Annotated in this window: 12 protein-coding genes; 6 read left to right on the forward strand and 6 right to left on the reverse strand. The window is 44.0% G+C overall.

Annotated elements, in window-relative coordinates:
- Window positions 1-288: 288 nt before the first annotated feature.
- Both I2I33_RS06190 and I2I33_RS06195 read left to right on the forward strand, forming a co-directional pair.
- Complete coding sequence (locus I2I33_RS06190) at window positions 289-3,399, forward strand: SusC/RagA family TonB-linked outer membrane protein (protein WP_195666756.1); 3,111 nt, start codon at window positions 289-291, stop codon at window positions 3,397-3,399.
- A 12-nt stretch (window positions 3,400-3,411) separates the two neighbouring features.
- Entirely contained in the window at window positions 3,412-5,178 is a 1,767-nt protein-coding gene (locus I2I33_RS06195) for a RagB/SusD family nutrient uptake outer membrane protein (RefSeq protein WP_229128214.1), read from the forward strand.
- A gap of 358 nt (window positions 5,179-5,536) precedes the next feature.
- Here the strand turns inward: I2I33_RS06195 and mdh are convergent, their stop codons facing one another.
- Together mdh and I2I33_RS06205 are read right to left on the reverse strand one after the other, a co-directional pair.
- The gene (mdh, locus tag I2I33_RS06200) at window positions 5,537-6,472 is read right to left on the reverse strand and encodes a malate dehydrogenase (protein ID WP_027202820.1); all 936 of its coding nucleotides are present in this window, start codon (window positions 6,470-6,472) and stop codon (window positions 5,537-5,539) included.
- A gap of 197 nt (window positions 6,473-6,669) precedes the next feature.
- On the reverse strand, window positions 6,670-8,085 hold the full coding sequence (locus tag I2I33_RS06205) for an MATE family efflux transporter (protein WP_087420966.1): 1,416 nt from the start codon (window positions 8,083-8,085) through the stop codon (window positions 6,670-6,672).
- A gap of 96 nt (window positions 8,086-8,181) precedes the next feature.
- Between I2I33_RS06205 and I2I33_RS06210 the strand changes: the two genes are divergently transcribed.
- Together I2I33_RS06210 and I2I33_RS06215 are read left to right on the forward strand one after the other, a co-directional pair.
- Entirely contained in the window at window positions 8,182-9,156 is a 975-nt protein-coding gene (locus I2I33_RS06210) for a D-alanine--D-alanine ligase (protein WP_195666757.1), read from the forward strand.
- Between the two features lie 13 nt (window positions 9,157-9,169).
- Window positions 9,170-9,694 carry a hypothetical protein gene (locus I2I33_RS06215; RefSeq protein ID WP_140402580.1) on the forward strand — a complete coding sequence of 175 codons (525 nt, stop codon included), beginning with the start codon at window positions 9,170-9,172 and terminating at the stop codon, window positions 9,692-9,694.
- Between the two features lie 121 nt (window positions 9,695-9,815).
- Here I2I33_RS06215 and mnmA read toward each other — a convergent pair whose 3' ends face one another.
- From mnmA to I2I33_RS06235, 4 genes are read right to left on the reverse strand one after another with little or no spacing between them, the layout of a single operon-like run.
- Complete coding sequence (gene mnmA / locus I2I33_RS06220) at window positions 9,816-10,946, reverse strand: tRNA 2-thiouridine(34) synthase MnmA (RefSeq protein ID WP_229128215.1); 1,131 nt, start codon at window positions 10,944-10,946, stop codon at window positions 9,816-9,818.
- Window positions 10,947-10,956: 10 nt separating this feature from the next.
- Window positions 10,957-11,715, reverse strand: coding sequence for a tRNA (guanosine(46)-N7)-methyltransferase TrmB (gene trmB / locus I2I33_RS06225; RefSeq protein ID WP_195666758.1), 759 nt, complete (start codon window positions 11,713-11,715; stop codon window positions 10,957-10,959).
- On the reverse strand, window positions 11,702-12,181 hold the full coding sequence (locus I2I33_RS06230) for a gliding motility lipoprotein GldH (protein ID WP_195666759.1): 480 nt from the start codon (window positions 12,179-12,181) through the stop codon (window positions 11,702-11,704). The genes trmB and I2I33_RS06230 overlap by 14 nt, the downstream gene beginning before the upstream one ends.
- Before the next feature lie 14 nt (window positions 12,182-12,195).
- Window positions 12,196-12,816 (reverse strand): NUDIX hydrolase, encoded by a 621-nt coding sequence (locus I2I33_RS06235; protein WP_195666760.1) that lies wholly within the window; start codon window positions 12,814-12,816, stop codon window positions 12,196-12,198.
- A 178-nt stretch (window positions 12,817-12,994) separates the two neighbouring features.
- Between I2I33_RS06235 and I2I33_RS06240 the strand changes: the two genes are divergently transcribed.
- Together I2I33_RS06240 and I2I33_RS06245 are read left to right on the forward strand one after the other, a co-directional pair.
- Window positions 12,995-13,423 carry a hypothetical protein gene (locus I2I33_RS06240; RefSeq protein ID WP_140402581.1) on the forward strand — a complete coding sequence of 143 codons (429 nt, stop codon included), beginning with the start codon at window positions 12,995-12,997 and terminating at the stop codon, window positions 13,421-13,423.
- Between the two features lie 18 nt (window positions 13,424-13,441).
- A complete protein-coding gene (locus I2I33_RS06245; RefSeq protein ID WP_087420973.1) occupies window positions 13,442-16,816 on the forward strand; it encodes a hypothetical protein in 3,375 nt (1,124 codons plus the stop codon).

Consider the following 16,816-nt stretch of genomic DNA (forward strand, 5'->3'; position numbering starts at 1 on the left):
TCTTTGCGCTACAAAGTTAAAATAGATTTTTTATTAAATCAATAAAAAGGTGAATTATTTTGCAAGGGATATTGTTGTTGAAATTTATATAAATTTAAATGGTGTGGAATATTGATGTTTGGCATGTGTAAAAATTCCACACTTTTTTGTTGGCCCATGATGAAACCTAGAGACCTTCTTTGCAGAAAATCAATTCGATATTTTCTTCCTTGTGTTTTGGCGTGTTTGTTGTGTAGGAAAAATTACGTGAATTTTTGAAGGAAAATTAATGCATATACGTGATATAAAATGAAGGATCTAGATTTTTTTCAGAAAGGCGTTATCAAGTTCGGAATGATTTTATTGCTTGGTGGCCTGTGTATGGTGGGAACAATGTCCCGAAGTGTTGCGGGTGAAACCAATTCGGCGCAAGTGGCAAAGTGGAAAATATTTGGTCGAGTAATTGATGAACAAGGAGAACCAATTATCGGGGCCGCTATCTTGGAACAAGGAACAACAAATGGATGCGTGACCGATACTTTGGGTAATTACAAGTTAACGGTAAAGGCTGGAGCCGTACTTCGGGTTTCTTTTGTCGGGTATGTTACCCGGGAAATAGTGTTAAAAAAGGAAGGGATGCGAAATGTCCGGTTGCGGGTGGATAATGAAGAGTTGGACGAGGTGGTTGTCGTGGGATATGGTTCCGTGGCCCGGAAGAATTTTACGGGGTCCGTGAGTGTGATTAACACTGCGGAATCTCCTTTGGCTTTGTTACCGAATACGAACTCGATGGATGCGTTGCGGGGAACGGTAACGGGTATTACCGTGTCGCAACAACAAGGAGCAGGACAGGCACCTTCTTTACAAGTACGGGGGCAAAAATCGATCGGGGGATCGACATCTAACCCGTTGATCGTGATGGATGGGGTGATTTTTATGGGGAGTTTGCGGGATATAGACCCCAATATCATCGAAAGCATGAGCGTGTTGAAAGACGCGACTTCTTTGGCTGCTTATGGATCACAAGCTGCTAACGGAGTGGTGATGATCACGACGAAACAGGGAAAATTAGGAAAACCCGTGCTGAATTTTAATGCATCGTGGACATTGTCGGAGATGGCGAATCGTCCGGAGGTGCTGAGTCCTGAGAATTATATTAAAAAGATTAATGCAACCCAGCATCTAGCGGAGGATGCCGATCCTTCAGCTTGGATGAGTGGATTCGAGCTAGAGAATTATAAAAACGGCAAGACTACGGATTGGTTGGATTACGTGAGCCGGGTGGGATTGATGCAGAGTTATTCGGCATCCGTATCCGGTGCGACGGAAAAATTGAATTATTTCCTATCCGCTTCTCACGTTGATCAGGAAGGTGTGATTATTGGAGATGATTATAAACGGGAGGCTTTGTCGCTCCGTTTGCAGAGTGACGTGGCTTCTTGGTTGCAAGTCGGGACACAAATGGGATATACCTTTAATGATTACTCCGGTCCCACGACTTACAATCTGGTACAGGCCTTGCGCTTGACTCCTTACGGCCGTGTCACACGTCCGAACGGTGAACTGGAGAAGTACCCGAGAGAATTGGGAGGCGGATTGACAAATCCTTTGTGGTTGGTGAATAGTGGTACGGTGGATGATCATGACACTTATGCCACGACTTTAATAAAGGGGCATGTACTTGTGAAATGTCCTTGGTTGGAAGGACTGACTTACCGGGTAAATGCTGCTTATTCCTGGGAGAACGTGGAACGGGATTATTTCGAGCATGAGGGGTATTTTGTGGCAGAAGGAACTTCTGAAGATCGGTATTCGGCCTCGGCATTATCCGGTTTCTTGAGTAAGGCGAACGGGTATAGCGCCCGCACGAAGAACACGTACTGGGTGATGGACCATATCGTGAATTTTAATCGTCAATTCGGGAAACATTTTATTGATGCAACCTACGTTTACACGAGGGATTCCAAACGGTATGACTACCGGAAGATGACCGGAAGTGATTTTTCGGATCAAGGGAATACCGTGCTGGGAGCCGATGGGCTAGTGTATGCTAAAACACAGAAAATCACGAATATCGATAAGACAAAGCATAATAATATCGGGTATCTGGGACGAATCAGCTATAATTATAACGACACGTATCATTTAAGTGTTTCCGTGCGTCGGGACGGATCGTCCGTGTTCGGGAAGAACTCGAAATGGGGTGTTTTCCCGGCAGTCGGGGTGGCATGGACGGTTTCGAATGAACGTTTTATGAAACGGGTGTCGTTCATTGATTATTTAAAGTTGAAGGGATCGTGGGGTAAGAATGGTAATCAATCTCTGGATCCGTACATGACATTGTCTCAGATAAAATTAGGACAACAAGGCGGTATCGGTTATCCTTTCGGGAATGAATCGACGATTAGTTGGGGACAACGCTATGATAAACTCGGAAATGCCGATCTGGGTTGGGAGACAACGGAGGCATTTAACTATGGGTTTGACCTCGGTTTATTGGGTAGCCGGATTTATTTGGAATTTGACGGTTATTTCTCGAAGACGACCGATCAGATTTTTGATCGATTGTTGCCCGTGATGAATAACGGGTTGACAAGTATGAAAGCCACGATGGGGCAGATTGATAACTGGGGGATAGAGGCCACGTTGACCACGCAGAATGTCCGGACGAAAGACTGGAATTGGAGTACGGCTGTCACGTTCTATCTAAACCGGAATAAATTGAAAGATTTATACGGTGACGGGAAAGATGATATTTCCAATAGTCTGTTTATCGGGAAATCTTTGGGAGCCATTTACGGTTATAAGTCGATAGGAATAGTACAGGAAGAAGATATTGAATACATCGAGGCAAATAATGCGGCACCCGGTGACGTGAAATTTGCTAATTTGGACGGGAGTGAAGATGGTAAGATTACGGCAGACGATCGTACGATTCTGGGATATAACAAGGAAAACTTCCGGATGAGTTTGAGTAGTACGCTTAAATACAAGAATCTGGAATTGTATTTCTTGTTCGCGGGCGTGTTCGGGGGAAATGGTTACGGGCTGAGCCAGAACACGTATGCTTATCAAACGGCAACAGGAACCGTGTGGGATAATAACTTGAATCATGGTTGGTGGACCCCGGAAAACAGAAGTAACAAATATCCCCGTGTGGATTATGCAGACAGTCGTTTTACCCCGCTGCAAAGTTATGGGTTCGTGCGTTTGCAGGATTTAAGCCTTTCCTATACTTTCCATCAGGATTGGTTGAGTCGTTTGCAGATCACCGGGTTGAAAGTCTTTTTTGCTGCAAAGAACGTGTTCACGATAACCAATTGGGTTGGTGGTGATCCGGAAATCAAACAAACGTTAGGAGGAAGTTACGGTTATCCGTTAGCAGCCATGTATTCATTTGGAGTTAATTTGACATTTTAAATTTGGAGCGTGATGATGAAAACTAGAAAATATATTGCGGTTATTTTTGCCGCTATGGTAATGGGAATTTCCGGGTGTAACGATGATCTTTTTCTGGAAGAACATCCCGACACGTTTTACACGGCTGAAGATGCTTTCAAGACCGTGGATCAGGTAAAAGCTTGCGTGACGAATATGTATGCCCACGCTCGTTATTGGTTACAGAATGACGTGTTTTTAAAAGGGGCAGGTACCGATATGTTTGATACCCCGATGTGGCGGTCAAGTGGTAACGGGATGTCTAATTTCTCTTCTTGGTCCACGGATAAAAATGAAGTGAAGAATATTTACGAGGCCTATTATCAGTTAGTGAGTTATGCCAACCAGACTTTGGAGGGGACAGAAGTAAAGACCTTGAACTGGGATAGCGAGAATGACCGGGCGCAGGTACGGGCACAGGCTAATTTCTTCCGGGGATTTGCTTACCTCACTTTGGGTGAGTTGTTCGGGGGAGTTCCCGAGGTGACGAAATTCTACCAAGAACCCCGGTATGATTTCACCCGGATGACCCGGGAGGAAACGTATCGGTTCGCCATTCAAGATTTGGAGAATGCGGCGGATACTTTGCCTGATTATCCGGGAGAGGCGGGATACGTGGCGAAAGGTGCGGCCTATCATTATTTGGCAGAGGCTTATCTGGCTTTGGCTACCGAGTTGGGGGATGATCGGGAATTGTTGCAACAATCTATTCTTTACGCGACCAAGGTTACCGAGTTGCACTCTTTGATGACCGAGCGGTTCGGTTCCCGGGCAAAACCGGGTTCTGGTGAAGCCATGAATGGAGTCGAGGCTTATTACCCGGACGGGGATGTCTTTTTTGATCTTTTTCAACGGGGAAACTTGGATTATGCCGAGGGAAATACCGAGGCTTTGTGGACGTTGCAAAATGATGTGACGGTCTGGCATGACTTCGGGGGAAATCATTTCTTGCCTTATGCCGGAAGTTTTTCTCCCGTGTTGAGGGAGATGCGTTGGAAAAGCGAATATTCGGAATCGGATGCCGGGTATGGCCCGTGGAACACGAATATTGATGAATCAATCTATCCCGGGGGAAACCTATGTGCCTATGTTGGTGGCCGGGGAGTGTCTTTTAATGCCCCGACAAACTACATGATTAATGATATTTGGGCGGGTGATTTTGCCACGGATATTCGGAATTCAAAGGCGAATATCCGTCGGGAATTCGTGTGTATCGATACCAAACACAGTAAATACGGTCAGATCGTGACAGCCGATATGTTGGATGAATCAAACATGGATCATTATTACCCGGTATGGACCAAATTCGCTCCCGTGGATGATTGGGGATACGAGGATTTAGTATACGGGGGAAATCGTACGAATACTTTCCGGGACGAGTATGCTTGTCGTTTAGCTGAAACTTATTTGTTACGGGCGGAGGCTTATTTCCGTATGGGGGATGCCGGTAGTGCCGCTAATGACATAAACCAGTTGCGCGGTCGGGCGCAATGCAGCCGCATGGCAACAGCGGGAGATATTTCTTTAGCTTTTATCTTGGACGAGAGAGCAAGAGAGTTGTTCATGGAGGAAAGAAGATGGTGTACGTTATTGCGTATGCAAGGCTCTGTCATGGAGGATCAACTTCGGGCTCATGCGTATTACATTGCTGATTACCCGACTTACACGGGAACAATCGAGTGGAAATTATTCCCGATCCCGCAGAAAGCGATTGACGCAAATATAGATGCCAAGCTGGAACAGAATCCGGGGTGGAACTAGAAAACTAAATACTGACATAGGTTTACCCTGGTTTACAGTAGCTTTTTTAGGATAATACACGGTGTTTAGCCGTTGTATATTCGATGTGTTCAGGGATCAAAGACGTATCAACTTCGCAACAAAGACGTATCAAAGACGTTCATGAACGTCTTTGATACGAAGTTAATAGGCTTTTGCTCTATGATTATCTGGTAATTTCCTTAAATGTTTATCCTTTCTTCATTTGATAACATGCGTAATACGTGTTCTTATTTAGGAATTCACATTTCACTACAAAGGTGTATAAGTACCAAAATAAAAACCGTCCCGGCGCCCCGGAACGGTTTTTTAAAGAATGATCGTGAAGTACTATTGTTAGTTAAAATAATTTCATGTTGTCAAGTACATCCATTACTGACCTAACAGCTTTAGCTGATTGAGCCAATAATTCTTGTTCGTCCTTGTCAAGTTTTACCTCGATAATTTTCTCGATACCATTCTTACCCAAGATTACCGGAACTCCTAAATAGATGTTGTTCATTCCGTATTCGCCATTCAACAAAGCGCAAACCGGGAATACTCTTCTGTGGTTGCACACGATTGCCTCAACCATTTGAGCAGCGGCTGCACCGGGAGCGTACCATGCTGAAGTACCCATCAATTTAACCAGCTCGCCACCGCCAACTTTCGTTCTTTCGATGATGGCATTCAACGTGTCATGGTCAATCAAGTCTGTTACAGGAATACCTGAAACCGTGGTGTATCTCGGGAGCGGAACCATCGTGTCCCCGTGTCCACCTAATAACAAGGCTTGAATATCTTTCGGGGAAACATTCAATGCTTCAGCTAGGAATGCTCTGTAACGAGCGGTATCCAAAATACCAGCCATACCGAATACACGGCTTGAATCGACTTTGGCAGTCAAGTAAGCGCAGTAGCACATTACGTCAAGCGGGTTAGATACGATAATAATCTTGGCATTCGGAGAATGTTTGATAATATTTTCAGTAACTGATTTTACAATACCGGCGTTTGTTGCGATTAAGTCATCACGGCTCATTCCCGGTTTACGGGGAAGACCTGAAGTGATTACCACAACTTCTGAATTATTGGTAGCCTCGTAATCGTTAGTTACACCTTTGATACGGGTGTCATAAAGATTGATCGGGGCGGTTTGCCACATATCCAATGATTTACCCTCAGCAACGCCTTCTTTAATGTCCAGAAGAACAACTTCATTCACGATGTCCTTTTCAGCGATGCAGTTCGCGCAAGTTGCACCAACGTTTCCTGCTCCTACAACTGTTACTTTCATTTCTGTAATTTTTTTATTGTTATACGTTTCTTAAATGGCTATTTGTTGCTTTTTAACGCCGTCAAATGTAAGCCTTATTTTTTACATCAACAATCTTTATGCCGAAAAATTACAGAATTTTTTCTGTAATAATTTCATGTCGTTTTGACACGAAAAGAACGAGATTCTTATTGAATCCCGGTTTATACTTTCAATTTTCAATTAAATTGCTGCCAAAGACGACTTGCCACGGCATGCATTTTTCCCAGAATACCGACAGGTTTGTATTGTCCGTTTTCCAGACGTTTCTGAAAAGATTGATACCAGATAGCCAGTACGATACCCTTCATCACGCTGGAGAGTGAAATGCTCCACCAGATACCGTTTAGCCCGAGTGAGGGGAACGTAACCAGGTAGTAGGCCAAGGGGATTCTGGCTCCTGTAAGAATGATGCCCACGATAGCAGGCGGGGTGGTACGTCCGCATCCGTTGAAAGCCCCGGCAGTGACCTGTTCTATGGCCGAGAATATCTGGGAAATAGCGAGAATTTTCAGGTATGCGCTTCCTGCAACAAGTGTCTGCGGTTCGTTGATAAATACACTGAATATTTCTTTACTAAAGAACAAGAAGGCCAGGCAGGCGATCAAGGCGATCCCCCCGGCGAGTTTCAACGTGTAATGGTATCCCAAGCGTATGCGGCCCAAGTTGCGGGCCCCGAAGTTTTGTCCCGTGAAGGCTGCTAGGGCCGTGGAAAAACCGGCGGCTGTCATCCAGGTGATGGCCTCGATTTGTGCGCCCACGCTCTGCACGGCTACCCCGATATGTCCCCATTGTGCGGCCACGGTAGCCAGTGTCAAGGAGAACATGGCGAATAAAGCACTTTGCATACTCACGGGTAAGCCGAGCGAGACGATACGTTTCACGAACCGGGCTCTTAATCGGGTGATAAAATATAGTTTTCCGATGGATGAATTACGGAAATAAAGGTTCCAAATGAAAATAGAAAACACGACTAACTGGGAGAACGTCGTGGCAATGGCTGCCCCTGCCGTTCCCATTGCGGGAACAAAACCGTACCCGTATATTAATAGTGGGTCGAGGACAATGTTGAATATTAATCCGGTGGCGACAATCTTCAACGGGGTTTTACTGTTTCCTTGCCCGTTGTACAGTCCGCTGTACGTGTTGTTATTGAACGTGAAGAACAGTCCGGGGGTGATTAGGCGCATGTACATGATGGCCAGTTCCGAGATATTCTCTTCCAAGTGAAACAACCCGACCAGCATGGGAGCCGCGATATAAATAAAACAAGCGTAACCCAAGGCAATGATGGATGACAACATGGCCGATTGGTTGGCGTATGCCCGGGCCCTTTTGCTTGCACGAGCCCCCAAGGATTGCGAGATCGTGACTTCGGCCCCGACTTTACTAATGAATGATAAAGCGTTACCTAACCACGTGAAGAATCCGGCGACACCGACTGCGGCCACGCTTTCGCTACCCAAATGTCCCAGCCAGATCATGTCGGTCATGCTGTATGCCATTTGAACGAAAGAGGCCGTGATAAGGGGAATTGCCATGCTCCAGATTCCCTTGCTGATGCTCCCTTGTGTCAGGTCGTTTATCTTTGTCATATCCTTGTGTTATTGAGGCTTGCAAAAATATAAACTTTTTATCATCTCCTATTCTCTTTTTTGTATTTTTGTTGTGTTATAAAAGATGAATTCAAAATGAAAAATATTGCAATTATCGCCGGTGGAAATTCCTCAGAATATGAGGTTTCCATGAAATCTGGGAAGAATATATATGATGAGGTTGATGAGACAAGGTACAATAAATATCTTGTTGTTCTGAAAGAACGAGACTGGCACGTGGAGATCGGGGAGGAAAAGTTCCCCGTGGATAAGAATGATTTTTCGTTTACCCGGAACGGGGAGAAGATCTTGTTTGATTTTGCCTATATCACGATACACGGTGTTCCGGGGGAGAACGGGTTGTTGCAGGGGTATCTGGATATGATGGGTGTGCCTTACGGGTGCTGTAACGTGTTGGCCTCTGCTTTGACTTTCGATAAACACACGTGTAATACTTATTTGAAGAGTTACGGGGTAAACGTGGCCGATTCCGTGATGTTGATTCGGGGAATGGCATACGACGTGAACGAGATTATCAACGAGGTGGGGTTGCCTTGTTTCGTGAAACCGAATGCCGAGGGTTCCAGTTTCGGGGTGACAAAAGTAAAGGAGGCTGCCCAGTTGGAAGATGCCTTGAAAAAGGCTTTTGCTCTCTGTCGGGAAGTGTTGATCGAGACATTTATCGACGGGACGGAACTGACTTGCGGGGTCGTGAAGGCTGGGGATATGGATATTACCATGCCGATTGCCGAGGTGGTCCCGAAGAACGAGTTTTTTGATTTCGAGGCCAAATATGACCCGACAAAGTCGGATGAAATTATCCCGGCTCGTATCTCCCCCGAACTGACGAACCGGATCAAGACATTGTCTTCGATGATTTACGATATATTAAGATGTGAAGGGATCATCCGGGTGGATTATATCGTGCGGGAGGACGAGATTTTTATGTTGGAGGTGAACACTACTCCGGGGATGACTTCCAATAGTTTCGTGCCGAAGATGGTGCGTGCCATGGGGGGGACGCTGCGGGAGGTATTGACGAAGATTATAGATAACAAGTTAAACAGATAAATTTAAATTACAAATGAGACGAATTGTTACCACATTAATGGCTGCCTGCCTACTATTTTTTGTCGCTTGTTCGGATGAGGGGGATGATGTTACTATATATAATGGTGATACATTCACGTCTGATTACAAGGCGAATCAAATGTATTCTACCCTTTCATTATATGAAAGTATTGCCCGTCAACCGGAAATGACAAAAGAGCTGATACAAGCTACGGCAAAATTGGCTCAGTATGACACGATTACTGCTATCGCTCCATTGGATAAAGAGGCAGAAGTGGAACGGGGAACGGCTCGGGGAAAATGTCTGGCGGCTTGTTTTTCCGCTATTGCCCGTCAACCGGAAGCATATGATAATATTGTTTGGGCTGCCGAGAAGTTTTTAGGGACAACAGAGATAAAGTCGATGTCCGAGAAAATATTGAAATATTCCCGTTTATACGCTTTGGAAGGAGTTCCAGATGCCTTGGCTCGTCAGCCGGAGGCCATAGACCAGTTTGATTCTTTTTCTATGAAGTTTTTGGGTACCGGAATAAAATAATCCCATTTTCACTTCACGAGTATGAGTAAGGGATTTTGTACCCGCAATTAGGTTGAAGGATTATAATACATTAGGCTGGAAGAAGAGAGTTTTATTTTCTTTTTCCAGCTTAATTTTGTATTCAGATAATAATTCCTCCCCCCACAACGTCGGTTCCTTCATATAGAACCGCACTTTGCCCCGGGGTGATCGAATCCATTCCTTCGTGAAATTCTACCCGGAGTAAGTCATTTTCGTGATAAACGGAGGCTTGCGCTCCCCGGTTGCGATAACGAATTTTGGCGTTTACTTCAAAGCCATCGGGTAGGGAGGCGTATTTCATTAGGTTAATATCCTTTGCCCGGAACGTTTTTCCTTGTAGTTCTTCCCGGGTTCCCAGCACGACTTCATTGCTTTCCGGTCGGATGTCGACCACGAACATGGGATGTCCTAGGGCGATGCCGAGTCCCTTGCGTTGTCCGATCGTGTAGTTGGGGAAACCCCGGTGTTCTCCCAAGCGTTTGCCGGAAGTGTCAATAAACAATCCGGGACCGTATTTCTCTGCAAAGTTTTCCACGTTCTCCGCGAGGAAGGTACGGTAATCATTATCCGGGATAAAGCAAATTTCCTGACTCTCGCTTTTCTTGGAGAGTTTCTCGTATCCTTTCTCCAAGGCAATTTGTCGTACTTCAGGTTTTGTTAATTCCCCCAGAGGAAAGATCGTGCGGGCAAGATTCTCCTGGGTTAACGTCCAGAGGAAATAAGTCTGGTCTTTGGTCTCGTCCACTCCTTTACGCAGAAAATAACGTCCGTCCTGTTGACCGATGCGGGCATAGTGTCCCGTGGCAATATAATCACAGCCTAACTCGTCGGCCATGGCAATCAATTTTCCCCATTTGATCGTGGAATTACAGAGTACGCAAGGATTGGGCGTGTGCCCTTGCAAGTATTCGTCGATGAAATTCCGAATCACCAGATCATTAAAATCTTTCCGAATATCGAGAATATGATGTTCAAATCCCATTTGTAGGGCCATGTGTTTAGCTTCGAAAATGGCGTTCACGCTGCAACACCCTTTTTCTTTCTCCATGCAGGCCTGGGAGATTTGATCGTATACCCGATAAGTAACCCCTACCAGCTCGTACCCTTGATCTTGTAGCAACATGGCTGCCACCGTACTATCAATTCCGCCGCTCATGGCCATTAATACCCGGGGAGGATTCGCCTTCGACGAGTTACTAATTGGTAGGTTACAGGTTACAGGTTCTTTCATTTCTTTATTTTCAATTTTCAACTTTCAATTGTCTCGTCATGAATTGTGTTTCACTGTGATAATCATCCTTTTCAATGTCGATTTCGGGTTCCACGAGTTGGATAGGCCCAGCTAATGAAAATTGGATGTATTTAATGGTTTTACCTCGTGACAGCCACTGCCGTTCATAAAAAGTCTTGATGCCTAAAATTTTATCATCCAGTCCAACCCCGTAAAGATCATCCGTGTTGACGTTCACGGGGAGGTGGTTCACCTTGACCAGTTCTGCCGTGTATTGATAGAGGAAAGGGCTGTCTGTTTTCAAATGGATAAGGCCGTCTTCCTTCAGAAACTTTCGGTACAAGGAGAGAAAACGGGTTCCCGTGAGTCGTTTGCGGGCTTTTGCCATTTGAGGGTCGGGAAAGGTAATCCAAATTTCGGAAACTTCTCCGGGTGCGAAAATAGATTCCAGTTCTTCCGCGTGAGTACGCAGGAAAACGACGTTTTTCATTCCTTTTTCTTTTGCGGCTTTCGCTCCTGTCCACATTCGGGCCCCTTTGATGTCAAGTCCGATAAAGTTCTTTTCGGGATAGAGTTCGCCTAATCCCACGGAGTACTCTCCTTTGCCGCATCCCACTTCTAAAACGATCGGGTGATCATTGCCGAAAACTTGTTCTCCCCATTTTCCCTTTAACTTGTAATCCGTGCGGAATACTTCTTCATGGGTGGGTTGGAACACGTTTTCCAAGGTTTCCATTTCGGCAAATTTCGCCAGTTTATTCTTCGCCATAATAAGTTATGGATTTTATTTTAATTCCTATATTTTTAATCCCTTTCAGTTGTTTGTCTTTCATCCGGTGTTTGATTTCCACTGTATAAATACCCGTGGAGTCAAAATGGAAAATCCGTTCAATCGATTGTACGACTGTTTTTAGTCCCGTGAGTCCTTGACCGACCCACCTGCCGTTATTGTCGACAATGATAATATCTGAATTCTCTTTATCCACTTCTGCTCCTTGATGTCGGATGATCAAGTAGCAACTGATATTTCTTTGTTTATAGTCGGTAGTGTGACGGATGCAGGTGCTGATATGATAACTGCCGGGTTGCGCGATGTCGAATTCGAATTTGTAATTGCTGTCTCGTTCCCATGTTTCGCTGCCAAGTGTTTTGTATTTTTCCTGTGTGGAGGAAAAGTTACAAGCCATGCAGCCGAGTAATAGGAAGAGAATGTATATACAAAATTTGTTCTTCATCTTGCGTTCAGTCGTTATTGTTCGTTTTTTACCATGGCTTCCAGTTCCGCGATCATCATGGCCGTGGCTCCCCAGATGAAATTTTCTCCGATCTTGTAACCCGGGGCTATGATTTTTTGTTCCTGCCGGTACAATACCTGACTTGTTTTATTCTTGTCGTCCAGTAAGTCTTTTAACGGAATGATGATCACTTTTTCTACCTCATTTTTCGAGAGTACAAAATTAGGCATTTCTGGGATAGTTCCAACAAAGGGCGTTATATTAAAGTTACTTAATGGAATATACACGTCACTTAATTTTCCGATAACCGTGACCTCCTTGGGGGGTACCCCAATCTCTTCTTCACATTCCCGTAATGCCGTGTTCAGGCTATTCCCGTCTCCCGGTTCACTTTTACCACCGGGTAAGGCCATCTGTCCCCCATGATATTTCCCTGCATTTGTTCTTTTGATAAAAGGTATTGCCAAGTCACCTTGGTAGGGAACAAGGAGCATCATAACGGCACTGTTGATGGGATGACCTTGGTGGATACCCTCTTTCCCTTCCACGTATTTCGGCTGGGGAGACATCCGTTCTTGTGCTGTTTCACCGGGTAGTTTGTGTATAAATTTCTGGTGTAACGTTTCGATCGTCATGGTTTGTACTTTCTTATAGAAAAATAATCGGGCAAATATAAGGAATTTTGATGTTTAGTTGTTATTGTAATGCCATTTGTCGTACAATAGTATTTTTTTTGTGTTATTTTTTTTGTATTATTGTAAAAATAATATCGGGGTTTGTTATATTGATTTATTAATCAAAAATTTTACGACTATGAAAAGCATGGTAAAATTAGTAGGACTTTTCCTATTGTTGTTTGTGGGAAATGTGTCAATGGCATTACCAGAACTGAAAGAGGTTTGTGAAGGTGATGATGTGACCTTCAATCTTAGGGGTGTTTTCACATATGGATGGGATAAGGGTGATGAAATTGTGAAAGTTGAATTGAATGATCCTTTTTTGGGATATCGTGATTTAACAGGATTTTCGGCTTATGTTTTACTAACTGTTCAAAAAGAGCAAGCTGGAGTTTATGTTTTTAAAGCAACATGGCGGAGTGGTGTGATTGAAGAACATTATGCGTATTTGGTCGTTTATGATGCTGAGCCAATTTGTTATTCGAATTCGAAAGATGTGAACTTGTCGGAAATTTTCTCCCGAAAGTTACTGGCAGTTTTACCTGAGAAACGAAGTTTAATTTAATTGTTAAAATTTGGAAGTATGAAATTGCATGATATAGCGTGCGTTACTCTTTATGAGATAAAGGAGCAAAGCCGACGTTGGGAGTTTCGATTGTTTGTTTTTGTTGCTTTAATTGGAATCACGCTATGTCATGTTTACTGGCAGAATTACAATGAGAGTTGGAATGTGAGTGCCTTGCCTTGTTCGATACCTCTGGCGAATGCTTATTTGTTTAGTGTTTTGCAATCATTGTTCCTTATTTTGATTGTTACTGATTTTCCTCGGCGAGAGTGCATAAGAGGCGAAATGGAGTGTATTTTTAGTCGTCCTGTAGATAACACGGCTTATACGTGGGGTAAGATATTGGGGAACTTGATATTATTCATGTTTGTAAATATTGCTGTAAGTCTGTCTTGTCTTTTTTTCGTGCATGTAAGTGGGATCGCTCCGTATAAATTCGGATTGTATCTATTTTATGGAATAACATTGTGTCTTCCTTCCTTTATGTTTGTTACAGGTTTAAGCCTGTTTCTAGCCCGAATACTTCATTTACGTTTTCTGGTAATCACGATATTGGTGATGTTATGGGGGCTGTCTGTGGTGTGGTTGCCTTACCATTGGCATGGTACTTTTGATTTCTTGGGTGGGGGCGTGCCTAACTTATTTTCAGATGTGACGGGACATGTGGGATTAGGTAATTATTTATTGCACCGTGGAAGTTATTTTTTGTTGGGTTGGGGGTGTATGTTATTTAGTGTAGGAGGGATGAGGCGACTTCCCAATTTTTTCTCTCGTGTGAGAGTTTGTTCTTTAACGGGACTCTTGCTGTGTTTCATTGCGTTTGTCGGGATGTTTACCATCGAGAATGGTTATCGGGCTACTCGGGAGATTCGTGCTGGCTACCGGGATCATTTTCGTCATTATTGGAATGAAAAATGCCCTCGTGTATGTAACCATGATATTGTATTGGAGCAACGTGAAGATTCCCTTTCCATGTCTAGTGACATGGAGTTATACAATCCTTACGAGGAGAGTTTAAACCAACTGATTCTATTTTTGAACCCGGGGTTGCAGGTAAAAACTTTAATGGTAGAAAATAAAGAGATTCCTTTTCAGCGTGAAGGGCAAGTGCTTGTGATTCCGCATACTTTATTGGGAAAAGATACCGTGAGTTTGCATGTACAATATGAAGGACAAATTGATGAACGGTTTACGAATTTGCAATTACGGGATAGCGCTTACGAGGATTCTTTTCGGGGAGATTTTTTCTTCCCAACAGGGCGGAGGGGAGCTTTTGTTAGTGATGATTTCCTGTTGTTAACTCCGGCCTGTGCTTGGTACCCGGTGTCCGTGCCTCCCGTAAATCCGGATATTCCTGCTTATACCGGACGGGATTTTACTCGTTTCCGTCTAACGGTTATTCATCCGTCCCAGAGGGTTTTATGTGCGCAAGGTGAAGCTCTGCGTCGTGGAGATACTTGTTTTTTTCAACCGACAAATCCTTTGTCCGGAATGTCATTATGTGGAGGTGATTACGAGTTGCATGAACGTCGAATCCCGGATTTGAACATGCGTTTTTACACATTCAAAACTCGGGGAAATCCGTTAAGAGAGGTGGGAAATGTTCGTCGAAAACATATTTATACATATTTGACTAAATGGGTCTATCCTAAAAGACCTTATGGTTGGAAGGATCGGGATTGGTATGAGAAGAATAGTCAGGCTTTATTCTTAATGGAGGTACCTTTCCCATTTTATATTGAACCGTGGTTCGGGAAACTCGTAACGGGGATGGTCGAGCCGGGAATGGTATTTTTTCCTGAAAGAGGGTATGATGGGTTGGTGAAGGGGTTTAAAGATGAGACGGGCAAGACGGCTAGGGCGGAATATATATTTGAGGTATTAATGGAAAGTGATTCTCCCTATAAAACTTCTCATAACCTTCACCCGCTACTGGGTTTGGGGCGATCTTCAAGGTCGTTTTATGATCACCGGGAATTAAATCCTTATCGTTGTTGGGAATTATTGGAAGAGTCCGGTTTATGGATTCAATCGGAAGATTTTCCATTCGTCGGATACCTGTTTGATCGAATGGCATTGAATCGAGGAGAGTATGTCGGGTCGTTTCTGTATGTTTCTTCGACGAGGCAGCATCGTCGGGATCGTCGATTAACTGACGAGAGTCTTGCGGGGCATAATTTATATACAATTTTTCAGGATCGTACGATGCGGCAGGATATTCTTTACGATTCATATATATTGAAAGAACAGGAGTTAGTAGATCGAATCGCAGAGAATGTACCAATAGACACTTTTCTTACCACTTTCGGAGAGCTTGCTCGCTCTCTGCGTGGAAGAGTAGATATTGATGTTTTTGAACAGGAAATGAATGCTCGTTTAGGAAAAGAGTTACACTTGAAAGAACTTCTCAAGGATTGGTTATACACGGAACATCGCCAATTTTTTAAAGTAAAGGATTTGTATGAGAATCATTATCCGGCAGGTAGAGAGGAACGTCATGAAGGAAGAGAATCGTATTATTCTGATACAGAATGGATCGAGTTGAAAGGTAAGGTGATGAATTGTGGAAAGACAGGAGGTGTGGTTACTGTGAATTTTATGGGATTATTGGGGAAACAGCCTATTCGGGAACATTATACATGTTATTTGAATCCGGGAGAAGCCAAATCATTTTATCTGGTTCTAGAGGTGGTGAAAAATATTGCGAGTAGTAGTTTTTATACAGGACTTTCGGCTAATGAACCCAGACTGTTTGATTTCGACGTGATTCGACATGAAGAGGGAGTTGATGGTATGGGACCGGTGCCTATTACGTGGAAGAGTATCGATCCGTCAGAGTTTTGTCAGGTCGAGAATGAGATTATCGTGGATAATGATGATGATGGTTTTAGCATAAAAGATGCTAATCGCACATGGTTACAGAAATGGTTTGAAAAGCCTTTGGAGCCGAGAACTATTGGGGGAACGATACCGTCTCGTTGGACGCCTTCCGTGGATATGTATTATTATGGAGATTCCGTGCGTAGCTGTTATTTTAAAGGATTTGGTAAAGGGGATTACACTGCAACATGGCGAACCAACTTGGAGGCCGGGGGAAAGTATCGGATATCGGCAAGGGTATCAAGACGAAATATTGATGGTTTTGCGTCCTTTGGTGCGCAGAAAGGTGTGATTTATCATTACACCGTTAATTCCACAAATGGAGAGGAACAAGTTGGAGTGGAATTAGATCACTTTTTTCAACCTAGGCAATGGGAAGGTTGGGTCTCTTTGGGAGAATTTGATCTCCCTGCGGGGGAAGTCTCCGTCACCCTCTCGGACTATGACGAGTTGGGACGGGACTATGTTGCGGTGGTTGCTGATGTCGTGAAATGGGAAAAATTGGAAGATTAA

The sequence above is a fragment of the Butyricimonas sp. BSD2780061689_150309_C8 genome (genome assembly GCF_015560935.1).
In the GTDB taxonomy this organism is placed as follows: domain Bacteria; phylum Bacteroidota; class Bacteroidia; order Bacteroidales; family Marinifilaceae; genus Butyricimonas; species Butyricimonas paravirosa.